Below are 12,796 nucleotides of genomic sequence, written 5' to 3' on the forward strand. Positions count from 1 at the left end.
ATGGCTGGCGTGCTGTAATGTATCAACTGTGCCGCGCACCTCGCGCGGCCCGTTTGTTTCCTCATTCAGCATCACAGATAAGCGTCATCCATGAACGATTTCACCGCAGTCAGCCCAGGCTCCACGTCTTCCCACCACGCCGACATCCTGTACGGCCCGCCGCGACCGGATCTGCTGCGCGAGGAAGTGCTGGCAGACCTGCTGGAAGCGACGGCCCGCCGCTGCCCGCAGCACATCGCCCTGATCGACGGCGAGCGGCGCATCAGCTATGCGGAACTCGATGCGCAGGCGGGCCTGGCGGCGGCGCGCCTGGTGGCGGCCGGCGTCAAGCCCGGCGACATCGTCGGCCTGTGGCTGCCGCGGGGCGCGCATTTGCTGCTGATGCAGGCGGCCATTGCCAAGGCGGGCGCCGCCTGGCTGCCCGTCGATGAAGATACGCCCGTCGAGCGCCTGCAGGTGTGCCTGGACGATGCCAATGGCGCGGGCGTCGTCAGCTGCGCGCAGTTCGCGCCGCGCCTGCTTGATGCGGGCATGCAGCGCCCCGTATGGACGGCGGAAAGCCTGCTGGCGCCCGCCGCGCCGGGCGAACACCTGCCCGCACGCGGCGAAGTCAAGCCCGAACACCCGGCCTACGTGATCTACACGTCCGGCTCCACGGGCAAGCCCAAGGGCATCTTGATTTCCCAGCGCAGCATCTGCCACTTCCTGCGCAGCGAAAACGCCGTGCTGGAAGTGGTGCAAGCCGATACCGTCTACCAGGGCTTTTCCGTCGCCTTCGACATGTCGTTCGAGGAAATCTGGATCGCCTACCTGGTGGGCGCCACCCTGTGGCTGGGCCCCAAGGACATCTCGGGCGACCCGGAGGCGCTGCCGCGCGCGCTGGCGGCCAACCGCGTCACGGTGCTGCATGCCGTGCCCACCCTGCTGGCCCTGTTCGCGGAAGACGTGCCGAGCCTGCGCCTGATCAACCTGGGCGGCGAAATGTGCCCCGAGTCGCTCGTCGAGCGCTGGTCGCGCCCGGGCCGCGCCATGTTCAATACTTACGGCCCCACCGAGGCCACCGTCTCATGCAGCCTGGCGCGATTGCGGCCCGGCGAGCCCGTCACCATCGGCACGCCGCTGCCCAACTACGGCCTGCTGGTGCTGCAAGTGGCCGAAGCGGGAGAAAACCGTCCCTTGACCCTGCTGCCGCGCGGCGAAACGGGAGAACTGTGCATCATCGGTCCCGGCCTGGCCGAGGGCTACCTGGGCCGGCCCGACCTGACGCTGGAAAAATTCCTGCCCAATCCCTGGAGCACGGGTTGCGACGATGCGCGCCTGTACCGCACGGGCGACCTGGCGCGCATCGATGCGGACGGCCAGGTGCTGTGCCTGGGCCGCGCCGACGACCAGGTCAAGATACGCGGCTTCCGCGTGGAACTGGGCGAGATCGAAGCCGTGCTGGCGCAGCAGGCAGGCGTGGGCACGGTGGCCGTCCTGCTGCGCAAGGACGACGGCATCGACCAGCTGGTGGCGTACATCGTCGGCAGCGACGATGCGCCGGCAGACGCCCTGGCGGCGAAAACCCTGCGCGCTGCCTTGAACCTGCACCTGCCGCCATACATGGTGCCGGGCCGCTTCGAGCTGCTGCCGCTGATGCCGCGCCTGACCTCCGGCAAGATCGACCGCAAGGCCCTGAAAGCCATGCCCCTGTCGGCGCCGCCGGCCGGCGAGGCGGGTGAATCGGACGTGCCGGAAACGCCGGCCGAAGCGGCCCTGTTCGCGGCGCTGGCCAAGCTGTTCCCGGGCCAGGCGATCTTGCGCCGGCTCGACTTCTTCAGCGACCTTGGTGGCCACTCCTTCCTGGCCGCGCGCCTGGCCTCCACCTTGCGCGCCGATCCCGCCTATGCGCACATGACGGTGCGCGACATTTACCAGAACCGGCAGATCGGCAAGATCGCCGCCGTCTTGAACGAGGCGCCCGCGCTGGCCACGCCGGAAGCGGAGTGGACGCCGCCATCGGCCATCAAGCGCTGGATCTGCGGCGCGGCGCAGGCGGCGGCCGTGCCGGGCCTCGTCACCCTGCGCATGGCGCAGTGGATGGCGCCGTTCTTCACCTATCACTTCTTCACGGGCGACGCGGGCGACACGGTGCCGCGCGCCATCGCCGCCTCCATCGGCGTGTTCCTGCTGGCGACCCTGGCCGAATTTGCCATTGCGATTGCCGGCAAGTGGCTGATCGCCGGGCGTTTGAAGCCGGGCAGCTACCCGCTCTGGGGCGTCACGTACTACCGCTGGTGGCTGGCCGACCGCCTCGTTGAATCGGCGCCCGCCTATCTGCTCAGCGGCTCCTCGCTGAACAGCTGGTGGCTGCGCGCCCTGGGCGCCAAGGTGGGCAAGGAAGTGGTCATCGGCTCGATGACCCTGCGCGCGCCCGACCTGCTGGCCATCGGCGACAACGTCAGCGTGGGCAATGCCGTCAACTTTGAAAACGCCCGGGTGGAGCGGGGCCGTTTGCTGCTGGGCCAGATCCGCATCGGCGACGACTGCTGCATCAGCTCCTATGCGATTTTGGAAGGCAATACCAGCATGGGCGCGTTCGGCCACCTGGAGGGCCAGTCGGCGCTGGCCGACGGCGCCACGGTGCCGGCCGGACGCGTGTACACGGGTTCGCCCGCGCGCGACACCGGTCCCTACGACCGTGCCAGCCAGCCGCCCCGCCCCGCCGTCTCGCGCCTGCGCCTGACCGGGGAAACGCTGTTCTTCTGCTTCGGCATGATCCTGATCGCCGTGCTGTTCTTCATGCCCGTCTTCCCCAGCTTCGTGCTGATCGACTGGTTCGACGAGCGCGAAATGATGCCGTGGCTGCAGGGCCGCGACGTGACGACCCAGCTGGCCCGCTACTTCCTGCTGGCCTTCCCCGCCAGCGCCGTGCTGATCGTGCTCACGGCCCTGCTGTCTGCCGCCATCCGCTGGGGCGCGCTGCCGCGCCTCAAGCCCGGCATCTCGCCCGTGCACAGCAATATCTATTGCGCCAAATGGCTGGTCAGCCATATCCAGGAATCGAGCCTGAACGTCCTGCACGGCATTTACGCCACCGTATTCGCGCCCTACTGGTACCGCCTGCTGGGCGCCAAGGTGGGCAAGGGCGCCGAGATTTCCACGGCCCTGGGCGTGGTGCCCGACATGCTGACCTTGGGCGACGACACCTTCATCGCCGACGCCGTCATGCTGGGCGACGAGCAGATCGACGGCGGCTGGATGACCATGCGCCCCACCGTCGTCTCGCACCGCAGCTTCGTCGGCAACGGCAGCTACATCCCCGATGGCACGGTGCTGCCCGAGCACGTGCTGATCGGCGTGCACACGCACGCGCCGCGCAATGAACAGATGCACAGCGGCGATACGTGGCTGGGCTCGCCGCCCATGCACCTGCCCGCGCGCGAACAGGTCAGCGGCTTTGCCGAACACCTGACCTTCAAGCCATCCATGCTGCGCCGCCTGGGCCGCAGCCTGATCGAAGCCTTCCGCATCGTCGCGCCGCACGCGGTGGTGATCGCCGTCGGCTACACCCTGGTGCTGGACGTGATGCCGATCGCGGGCGCCGGGCGCTGGGGCGAAGTGGTGGGCGACCTGGCCATTGCCGGCATCGCCTACGGCATTGGCAATTTCCTCGTGGTCGTGCTGTTCAAGTGGCTGCTGCTGGGACGCTACCGCAAGCATGCGGCGCCCATGTGGACGCCGTTCGTCTGGGTTTCCGAAGGCGTGACCAACCTGTACGAAGGCATCGCCGTGCCCAACTTCATGCGCTACCTGCGCGGCACGCCGTGGCTGCCGCTGGCCTTCCGCCTGTTCGGCTGCAAGATCGGCCGCGGCGTCTACATGGACACGACGGACATCACGGAATTCGACTGCGTGCACATCGGCGACTACAGCGAATTGAACGCCCTCACCTGCCCGCAAACGCATCTGTTCGAAGACCGCGTGATGAAGATCGATCACGTGGAGATCGGCCAGCGCGTCTACATGGGTCCGCGCAGCTCCGTGCTGTACAGCGCCAAGGTGGGCGACAATGCGCGCCTGGGTCCCTTGACCCTGGTGATGAAGGGCGAGCACATCCCCGCCGGCAGCAACTGGGCGGGCTGCCCGGCGGCACCGCTGCGCAGCTGATGGACCATACGGTTCTGTTGTCGGGCGACGGCGTGCTGGTCATCGGCGTCGCCGCCGTCCTGCCGCGCGCCGAAGCCCGGTTGCGCCTGCGCGCCGCCGCGCGCGCGGCGGCGGCGACATGGCTACAGATGGATGCGAATGGGATCGAGGTGGCGTCCACGCCTGGCCAGGCGCCGCGCCTGCTGCTGGCTGGCCGCGCCGCGGGCCTGTCGTTCAGCCATGACGAGGGCATCTCGCTGGCCGCCATCCACCTGCATGGCCCTGTCGGCATCGACGTGATGCGGGTGCAGGACATTCCCGACTGGTTCACGCTGGCCCGCGACTACCTGGGGCCGCAGGTGGCCGCCGAGCTGGGCGCCTGCCCTGCCGAGCAGCGCCCCCTGGCTCTGGCCCGCGCGTGGGCGGCGCGCGAGGCGGCGCTCAAATACGCGGGATTGCAGTTGACGGAGTGGGATGGGGTGGCGCCGGCTTGCCGCCTGCAAGCATTGCGCTTGGCGGCTCCGTATGTGGCGACCCTGGCATACTAGTCTTCCTTGCCCTCGGCCGCCCCGCCGATCTGGACGAAAATCAGTTTTGCGATAATACTGACGAGCAGCCCCAGCACCCCGATCAATTCCAGCATGGTCTTTCCTTTGCAGTGACAGCAGACCAATCCACTGTAGCGCGCTTGCGGGGCCCAGGCTAATATCAAATCCGGCAGTCACCGATCTCGAAAAGGCATACGATTGATTTCACTCAAACAGTTCAAGTATTTTGTCGAGATCGTCGATGCGGGCAGCTACTCGCGCGCGGCGGAAAAATTATATATTGCGCAGTCGGCCCTGAGCCGGCAGATCAAGGAACTGGAAAGCGAGGTACAGGCGCTGCTGCTCACGCGCGACGCGCGCCATATCGAGCTGACGCCGGCCGGCCAGGTCTTCTATGAGCGGGCCAGGCGCATCCTGGAAGACATCGAGGAAACCGTGCGCCAGACGCGTCACGTGGGCCAGGGCGCGCAAGGCATCATCCGCCTGCTGCATTCGAGTTCCGTCACCCTCACGCCCGCCATCGGCGCCGTGTTGAACCGCCTGCTGGCGCAGTTCCCCGGCGTATCGCTCGACATCTCCAAGGGATCGTCGGAAAACCAGGCGGCCGATATCGAAGAAGGCCGCGCCGACCTGGGCCTGGTGCGCCTGCCCACCCTGCGCAAGCACGCCAACATCGTCGTGCGCGAACTGTTCGCGGAAAAGCTGGTGGTGGCCGTGTCGTCGGCCTCGCCGCTGGCGGCGCTGCAGCGCACGACGATTGCCGCCCTGCGCGATGAAGCGTTCGTCTCGATCCCGCACAAGGACCGGGGCGGCCTGAGCTACCTGGTGGCGGGCCTGTGCCTGGCGCAGGGCTTCTTCCCCAAGGCGGCGCGCGCCCTGTCGCGCAAGACGTCGCAGCTGAACCTGATCGAGGCGAACATGGGCATCGCCATCGTCCCGGACAGCATGCGCCTGGTGGCGCCGCCCGGCGTGCGCTTCATCGGCCTGCCCGACGAAGAGTCGCACTCCATCGTCGGCCTGATCTCGCCGCGCGCGGCCAGCGGCATGGTGGCCGCGTTTACGGAAGCGTTCGTGCGCGAGATGGCCACACTGCCGGCCGCTTAGCCTTCCGCATACAGCGCCGCATCGGCGTCGCGCACGGCCGCCATCAGCAGGGCCAGCTTCATGACATCGAGCTTGCCGTCCGTGCGCACGCGCGAGCACAGGTCGATGCCGTAGGGCCGCACCTGGCGCAGCGCCTCCATCACGTTGCCGGCATCAAGGCCGCCGGCCAAAAAGACGGGACGGGGGCTGGCGCGCACGAAGCGCGCACTGACGGACCAGTCATGCGTGCGGCCCGTGCCGCCGAGTTCCGGCACGGCCGCGCCGGGGCGGCCCGAATCGAGCAAAAAGGCGTGCACGTGGGGCGCGTAGGCGGGGATCAGCGCCAGCGCCTGCGGCCCTTCCACATGAATCACCTGCACGCGCCGCACGTGCGGCAGCAGACGCGCCAGTTCCGCCACTTCGCCCGGGTCGACATGGCCGACGATCTGCACGGTCGATGGCTGCGTGGCGCGCACATGCTGCGCGATGGCCTGCGCCGTCGTCTCGGACGTCAGCAGGAACGTGGCCACGGGCGGCGGCGTCCAGGCGGCGATCTGCGCGATGCGCGCGTCGGGGATCGGGCCGGGCCCGGACGGCATGGCCGCCACCAGGCCCAGCGCGTCGGCGCCGGCGGCAATGGCCAGTTGCGCTTCGTCGATGGAAGCGATGCAGCAGATCTTGATGCGGGTTCTCATGGCCTGGCGTATTCGGGATGGATGAGCAACATTACAACACGGCGCGGCGCGCGCGCCAAGCCACGCGGTCAAGGCCGCGCGCGATTGTGTGCCAGAATGGGCCATTATCCACTTCCCGAGGCACCCATGGCCGACTACAAGAACCCCAGCTACGTGGCCCGCTCCATGCACCCGCGCTTCGATGCACTGACGTCGCCGGGCGAAGCCGTGCCGTATTCGGGCATCTACCGCTGCGACGGCTGCGCGCATGAAATCGTCTCGACGGAAGGCCACGTCATGCCGCCGCAAAACCACCATCAGCACAGCAGCGAGCAAGGTCCGATCCGCTGGCGCCTGATCGTCAGCCCGCGCTGATGCCGCGTGCCGCCGGGCGATGCTGCGGCGCAGATTGACAGGCGCCGGGCGCCGGCCGATACTGGACCGGGCCTTGATCGCCTGTACAACGCCACTGGAATGCCCGCATGCGCATCGTCGACTTTGAAGTCCGCAAGGAATGCCCGCCGCAGCTGTGCGATTGCGAACGCGAGCGGCTGCTCGGAGATCCGCAGGCGGACGTTGCCATCCTGCGCCTGAACCTGACGGAAGAAAAGCGTTTGCTCGCGCATATCGAGAACATCGGCGATTATGCGCAGCTGAAGAAGCTGCAGCAGCGCTTGCGCGACAACCTGGGCGTGGAACTGCAGATCGCGCCCGGCAGCGGCGAAGTGCGCACCGTGCGCGGTTTCCAGATCCGCCTGCTGGAACGGCCCGGCCTGTGCCGCAAGACGCGCGCCGCCATCCCCGCCGCCGTGCGCCGCTGCCTGGCCGCGCACCCGGAGATCGCGTTTGCGATCTTGAATGAAAACGATTTGCTGGGCGGGGCATAAGCCAGGACTGGGGTCGGCCCCTCAACGCCGTTGGCGTCAAGCTCAGTGCCAACGTATCCGGGGGTCTGACCCCGGCTCTACGCTGGGTGCCGTTACGCCGCGCGGATGGCAATGACCTTGCCCTGCGCCGCGCGCGCCCGCAGCTGCCCGCAGCCGCCTTCGACGTCCTGCCCCGCCGAATCGCGCAGCTTGGTCAGCACGCCCCGCTCGTGCAGGGCGGCGGCGATGGCCCGCGCCTTTTCCCAGCTGGGACGCCGGAACGGCAAGTCGTCGATGGCGTTATACGGGATCATGTTGAGCACCGCATACTTGCCCTTCAATAGCGCCACGATGCCATCCAGCTCGTCCACGCCATCGTTGACGCCCTCCATCAGGGTCCACTGGTACTGCACCGGGTAGCCCGTCAGGCGCGCATACGATTCGCCAAAGTCCACCAGCTGGCGCGGCGTGAGCCTGGGCGCGCGCGGCAGCAGCTGTTCGCGCAGCGCGGGCTTCGTCGTGTGCAGCGACAGCGCCAGTGCCGGTTTCACGCGTCCTTGTGGCAGGCGCTCGAAGGCGCGCGGGTCGCCCACGGTGGAAAACACCAGATTCTTGTGGCCGATATTGCCTTCGGTGCCCAGCAGTTCGATGGCTTCCATCACATTGTTCAGGTTATGCGCGGGTTCGCCCATGCCCATGAAGACGACTTTTTTCACGGGCCGCAGGGTCCGCGCCAGCACCACCTGGGCGACGATCTCGCCGCTGGTGACTTGCCGGATCAAGCCGTCGCGGCCCGTCATGCAGAACTGGCAGCCGACGGCGCAGCCCACCTGGCTGGAGACGCACAGGCCGTCGCGCGGCAGCAGCACGCTTTCCACCGTCTGGCCATCGCGCAGTCCCACCAGCAGGCGCGCCGAACCGTCCGCGCCCGGATGGGTGCTGAGCAGTTTCAGCATGCCCTGCAATTCCAGGTCGAGCGCGGGCAGGGCCTCGCGCACGGGCAGCGGCAGGAAATCCTCGGCGCGGCGCCGCCCCTGGTCGTGCGGCTGCGCCTGTATCCAGTCGCGCAGCACGCGCTGTTCGTGCAGCGGCTTGGCGCCCAGGGCCCGCAGGCGCTGGCGGAGATGGTCGATTTGCATGGCGTCCGAAGAAAAAAACGGCGCGCAGGAGTGAAGCCCGGCGCGCCGTATGGCAGGCGAGGGGCTTAGACTTTTTTGACGAATTCAGTCTTCAGGCTCATGGAGCCGAAGCCGTCGATCTTGCAGTCGATATCGTGGTCGCTGTCGACCAGGCGGATGTTCTTGACCTTGGTGCCCATCTTGACGACGCCGCCGCCGCCCTTCAATTTCAAGTCCTTGATGACGCTGACCGTGTCGCCATCCTGCAGGATGTTGCCGGCAGCATCGCGGTACACGCGGGCGCCCTCTTCCGCCGCCTCGCCGGCCGTCGCCGACCATTCATGCGCGCACTCGGGGCAGATCAGCTGGCTGCCGTCTTCGTACGTGAATTCGGACTTGCATTGCGGGCATGGTGGTAATGTGCTCATACTTCTCTCTGTCTGGTGAACAGCGCTGTGCTGTAAAAGCGGACAGTATACTGCCTACGCCCCGCATCAGCATGCTTTTTTCACCATCATTGTCAAGTGCGGCGAATAATCTCGATGGTGCTGTGGACGATTTCCTCGTGAATGCCGATGCGCGCGCGCAGCCGCGCCGCCGTCAGGCTGGCATCGCGGCTGACCACCGACAGGGCGCACGAATACAGCTGCTTGCCGACGCGCCAGACGTGCAGGTCGACGATGCGCGGCGTGTCGCCCGCACTTTCCACTTCCACGGCCTCGCGGATTTCAGCCACCACGGGGTGGTCCATTTCGCGGTCCAGCAAGACCTTGCCCGTGTCGCGCATCAGCTTTTTCGCCCACAGCGCCACCAGCACGGCGCCCGCGATACCCATCACGGGATCGAGCCAGCGCCAGCCATACAGCCAGGCGCCCGCCAGCGCGACGATGGCCAGCACGGACGTGGCGGCGTCGGCCAGCACGTGCACGTATGCCGCCTTCATGTTCAGGTCTTCGCCATGCTGCTCGTGATGTTCATGGCCGTGGTGGCCGTGCCCGTGCTCATGGCCGTGGTCATGGTGGCCGCCGAGGATCAGCGCGCACACCAGGTTCACCAGCAGGCCGAAGGCCGCCACCGCCATCGCCTGCGGATAGTGGATCGCCTGCGGAGCGAACAGGCGCTCGACGGAGGCCGCCACCATCAGCGCGGCCACGCCCAGCAGCACGATGGCGCTGGTGTAACCGGCCAGCACTTCGATCTTCCACGTGCCGAAGGCGAAGCGCGGGTCGCGCGCATAGCGGCGCGCTGCCGCATAGGCAAAGGCGGCCAGGCCGATGGCCAGCGCGTGCGAACTCATATGCCAGCCATCGGCCAGCAGGGCCATGGAGTTGTACCACCAGCCGGCGGCGATCTCCAGCACCATGGTGGCCAGGGTGATCCACATGACGAGGCGCGCGCGGCTCTCCGCCTTGCCATTGGCACTGTCAAACACATGTTCATGCTGCCAGGCGGAGAGGTCTTCCTTGAGCGATGGCGTTTGCATGGCGTGCTCCTTATTTGAGGTAGGTGCGCAGGATGCCGGCAATGTCGTCGGCGCCCCGGGCGCGTTCGGCGCCGGAGATATCGGGACTGGCCACGTGCTCGCGCAAGTGTTCTTCGATGACTTCGGCCATCAGGCCGTTCACGGCGCCGCGCACGGCGGCAATCAGCTGCAGCACGTCGCCGCAGTCGCGTCCTTCTTCCAGGCCCCTCTCCAGGCCTTCCACCTGGCCCTTGATGCGCTTGATCCGATTCAGCAGCCTGGTCTTGTTGTGCGCCGTGTGTCCCATGTCTTCATCCTGAAAAATACTATAGGGGGGTATACTATCAGGAAAGCGCGGCAATTGCGCAAGACGTAAAAAAGCCGCACCACCTCGCGGATGGACGGCTGGGCAAGGCCGGAATATGCGTTATGGCGCGGGCGGCGCGATCTTCTGCAGCTTGCTGGCCAGCGAAGCATCGGACAGCTCGCCCAGATGCGTGTCGACCAGGCGCCCCTGCCCGTCATAGAACAGGGTCGTCGGCAAGGCCGAGGAGCCGGCCGCCTTGCCCAGCGCGGCCTCGCCGTCGAGCACCACGTTGCGCAGGGCCAGGCCGGACGGCGTCAGGAAGGCATGCGCGGCGGCCGCATCCTCGCGCTGGTTCGCATACACGAAAACGACGTCCGCACGCGCCTGCTGCGCGGCAGCCAGCACGGGCATCTCGCGCCGGCAGGGCGGGCACCAGCTGGCCCACAGGTTCACCACCATGGGCTTGCCGGCGGCCAGCGCCGCCAGGCTGGCGGGCGTGCCATCCACCGTCTGCAGCGCCACCACGGGCAAGGCCGTCGGCTTGTCATACGCCAGCCCCAGCGCCGCGCTCAGCACGCCCCAGGCCAGCGCGCCGGCCGCCACGCTGGCCGCCAGCGGACGGCGCATGACCGCCATGGCCGGACGCCGGCAGCGCCAGGCGGCGACGGCCAGCGCGGCGGCGATGCCGGCCGGCGCCATGAAGCCGCCGTCGCGGATATTGATGATGGACCAGGGCGCGGACAGATATTGCTCATGCCAGCGCAGGACGAAGGCCAGCCGTGCCGCCAGCAGCCCGGCGATCAGCATGTCGGAAACGAGGGGACCGGCGTCCGACAGCTGGCGGTAGCGCCGCAGCCACCACGCCACGCCGTAGGCGGCGCACAGGGCAAGGAACAGCAGGACCAGGCCCGTGGGCAGAGCCAGGGGGCCGATTTGCAGGGACAGCATGGGCGCTTTCAATGGCGTCGAATGGACGGCCATTGTGCCCGATGCGGATTAAGGGGACGTTAAAACGGACGCTAAAACGAGGCCAGCGCTTCCTTGCGCACGAAATGCATGGCTTGCGGCTGGTCCACCAGCACGCACTGCTTGCCCGTGCGCTTGCAGTGGTCATGCACGCGCCAGTAGGCGTCGTGGCTGACGCAGCCCGTCTGGCAGATCACCAGGTCGGCCGCCACCAGGCTCGCCTCGAGGGCCGCCACGTCGTCGGCGCCGTCATCGCCGCCCGCGTGATGGAGGAAGCGCCCGCCGGCCTGCTCGATGGCTTGCTGCGCCACGTTGGCACCCCGCCCCTCCTCGCTGACGGTCCGCTCGACATACCGCCCCACGTACAGCACGGCTTTCTCGCGCACGCCGGCTAGCAGGTCGGGCTGCAGCGTGGGCAAGGGTGCAGCGGAAGGCGATGGCACCCACTGCAGGCGCAGCAATTCACGCATCAGGTCCTGCACCCGCTCGCTGAGCCATTCGACCTTGCGCGCCAGCCGCGCCCGCGTGGGCAAGCCCGGCGCGGCGGCGGCCAGCTCGGCCAGCTCCTCGCGGGCCAGCGCCAGCTTCGTATCGCGGATGACGACCTGCGCCCGCGCGCGCATCAGCTGTGCTTCCAGCTGCGCGATACGGGCAGCCTGTGCCACCTGCTCGGCCTGCATCGCGCCGCAACGCGCCTGCGCCCGCCCGTACTCGCCCAGCAGCACGCGGTGCTCGTGCGCGATGCCCTCCTCGATGTCGTACAAGATACCCATCCTGCCCTCCTCCACTGCGTGCGGCGCGCTGGCGCCTGCCCATATCCACCCCGTTGCATCGTATTATAAATGAGAATCATTATTATTTATCTATGCGCGTGCGCGGTGTAGGGGTATCGGCCGCGCCTTGCGCGCGTCAGGCGGCAGGCTGACAGGACTGCATGCGCTGCCAGACGTCATCCTGCACCTTGCGCACCAGCGCGATGCCGCCAGGCTCCTGGTAGCCCGGCAGTTTGTTCGGCCACGCCGTGTCGATCAGCAACTGGCGCCGCGGGTCGATCAGCAGGGACTGGCCCACATAGCTGCCCGTTACCTCGCTTTTATTGACAATCAGCAGGCGCGCGCCGTCTGCAAGCACCCGTGCTTCCAGCGAGACGCCACTACGCTCAGCCACGTCGCGCAGGCCGCGCTCGCGCCACCGCGCCTGCTCCTGGAACTGCGCCGCCGGAGGGCGCTCCAGCTTGACCACGGCCACCACGGGACCGTCGATGCCGGCCTGCAAGGAAAACCCCATGCGTTCCTGCAAGGCGACCCTATACGCCTCGTCCTTCACCTTGAGCCGGTAGCTGCCAGGACCGTCATAGATCTGCAGATCGGCCTGGTGATACGCCGGCTGCACGCACTGCCCATACTCATACGCGAGCACGTCCAGGAACGGTGGCGCTGCCATGGCAGGCGAGAGGGTGGCGCACAGGGCCAGGGCTGCCGCGGCGTGTTTGCTTGTGGTCATGGGCGTGGCGTTTGAGATGGGGGTGGCGAAGACTGCACTGTATCGCAGGGGGGCGGCGCACGGTTGGCTGGAGGCGTGGGCTGCTTTTGCTGCGTGGGCTGCGTTTGGGGTTGGGGTTGGGGTTGGGGTTGGGGTTGGGGT

General features: G+C 67.6%; 13 protein-coding genes. 5 read left to right on the top strand and 8 right to left on the bottom strand.

Annotated features, from left to right (window positions below; genetic code table 11):
- Nucleotides 1-90: 90 nt before the first annotated feature.
- From ACZ92H_RS18670 to ACZ92H_RS18680, 3 genes are all read left to right on the top strand, one after another.
- The gene (locus ACZ92H_RS18670) at nucleotides 91-4,149 is read left to right on the top strand and encodes a Pls/PosA family non-ribosomal peptide synthetase (protein WP_465050572.1); all 4,059 of its coding nucleotides are present in this window, start codon (nucleotides 91-93) and stop codon (nucleotides 4,147-4,149) included.
- A complete protein-coding gene (locus ACZ92H_RS18675) occupies nucleotides 4,149-4,676 on the top strand; it encodes a 4'-phosphopantetheinyl transferase superfamily protein (RefSeq protein WP_465050574.1) in 528 nt (175 codons plus the stop codon). Before ACZ92H_RS18670 ends, ACZ92H_RS18675 begins: the two co-directional genes overlap by 1 nt.
- 198 nt (nucleotides 4,677-4,874) lie before the next feature.
- Nucleotides 4,875-5,780: a LysR family transcriptional regulator gene (locus tag ACZ92H_RS18680; RefSeq protein WP_131377398.1), complete on the top strand. Its 906-nt coding sequence runs from the start codon at nucleotides 4,875-4,877 to the stop codon at nucleotides 5,778-5,780.
- Here the strand turns inward: ACZ92H_RS18680 and ACZ92H_RS18685 are convergent.
- A complete protein-coding gene (locus ACZ92H_RS18685; RefSeq protein ID WP_131377401.1) occupies nucleotides 5,777-6,454 on the bottom strand; it encodes a phosphoribosylanthranilate isomerase in 678 nt (225 codons plus the stop codon). The two genes, ACZ92H_RS18680 and ACZ92H_RS18685, sit on opposite strands and share 4 nt — an antisense overlap.
- Before the next feature lie 126 nt (nucleotides 6,455-6,580).
- On the opposite strand from ACZ92H_RS18685, the gene ACZ92H_RS18690 reads away from it, so the two are divergent.
- Nucleotides 6,581-6,808, top strand: coding sequence for a hypothetical protein (locus tag ACZ92H_RS18690; protein WP_092799567.1), 228 nt, complete (start codon nucleotides 6,581-6,583; stop codon nucleotides 6,806-6,808).
- Between the two features lie 107 nt (nucleotides 6,809-6,915).
- The gene (locus tag ACZ92H_RS18695; protein WP_131377404.1) at nucleotides 6,916-7,320 is read left to right on the top strand and encodes a hypothetical protein; all 405 of its coding nucleotides are present in this window, start codon (nucleotides 6,916-6,918) and stop codon (nucleotides 7,318-7,320) included.
- A 92-nt stretch (nucleotides 7,321-7,412) separates the two neighbouring features.
- Here ACZ92H_RS18695 and ACZ92H_RS18700 read toward each other — a convergent pair whose 3' ends face one another.
- The 7 genes from ACZ92H_RS18700 to ACZ92H_RS18730 form a co-directional block, all read right to left on the bottom strand.
- Nucleotides 7,413-8,438, bottom strand: coding sequence for an RNA methyltransferase (locus tag ACZ92H_RS18700; protein WP_465050575.1), 1,026 nt, complete (start codon nucleotides 8,436-8,438; stop codon nucleotides 7,413-7,415).
- Nucleotides 8,439-8,503: 65 nt separating this feature from the next.
- On the bottom strand, nucleotides 8,504-8,845 hold the full coding sequence (locus tag ACZ92H_RS18705) for a zinc ribbon domain-containing protein YjdM (RefSeq protein WP_034784061.1): 342 nt from the start codon (nucleotides 8,843-8,845) through the stop codon (nucleotides 8,504-8,506).
- A gap of 92 nt (nucleotides 8,846-8,937) precedes the next feature.
- Complete coding sequence (dmeF, locus tag ACZ92H_RS18710; protein WP_465050577.1) at nucleotides 8,938-9,900, bottom strand: CDF family Co(II)/Ni(II) efflux transporter DmeF; 963 nt, start codon at nucleotides 9,898-9,900, stop codon at nucleotides 8,938-8,940.
- A 10-nt stretch (nucleotides 9,901-9,910) separates the two neighbouring features.
- Nucleotides 9,911-10,186 (bottom strand): metal/formaldehyde-sensitive transcriptional repressor, encoded by a 276-nt coding sequence (locus tag ACZ92H_RS18715; RefSeq protein WP_131377413.1) that lies wholly within the window; start codon nucleotides 10,184-10,186, stop codon nucleotides 9,911-9,913.
- Between the two features lie 120 nt (nucleotides 10,187-10,306).
- Nucleotides 10,307-11,134: a TlpA family protein disulfide reductase gene (locus ACZ92H_RS18720; RefSeq protein WP_465050578.1), complete on the bottom strand. Its 828-nt coding sequence runs from the start codon at nucleotides 11,132-11,134 to the stop codon at nucleotides 10,307-10,309.
- A gap of 71 nt (nucleotides 11,135-11,205) precedes the next feature.
- A complete protein-coding gene (locus tag ACZ92H_RS18725) occupies nucleotides 11,206-11,925 on the bottom strand; it encodes a DUF2325 domain-containing protein (protein ID WP_131377420.1) in 720 nt (239 codons plus the stop codon).
- Between the two features lie 136 nt (nucleotides 11,926-12,061).
- On the bottom strand, nucleotides 12,062-12,655 hold the full coding sequence (locus ACZ92H_RS18730; protein WP_465050579.1) for a hypothetical protein: 594 nt from the start codon (nucleotides 12,653-12,655) through the stop codon (nucleotides 12,062-12,064).
- Nucleotides 12,656-12,796 lie beyond the last annotated feature (141 nt).

It is taken from the genome of Janthinobacterium foliorum (assembly GCF_978021625.1).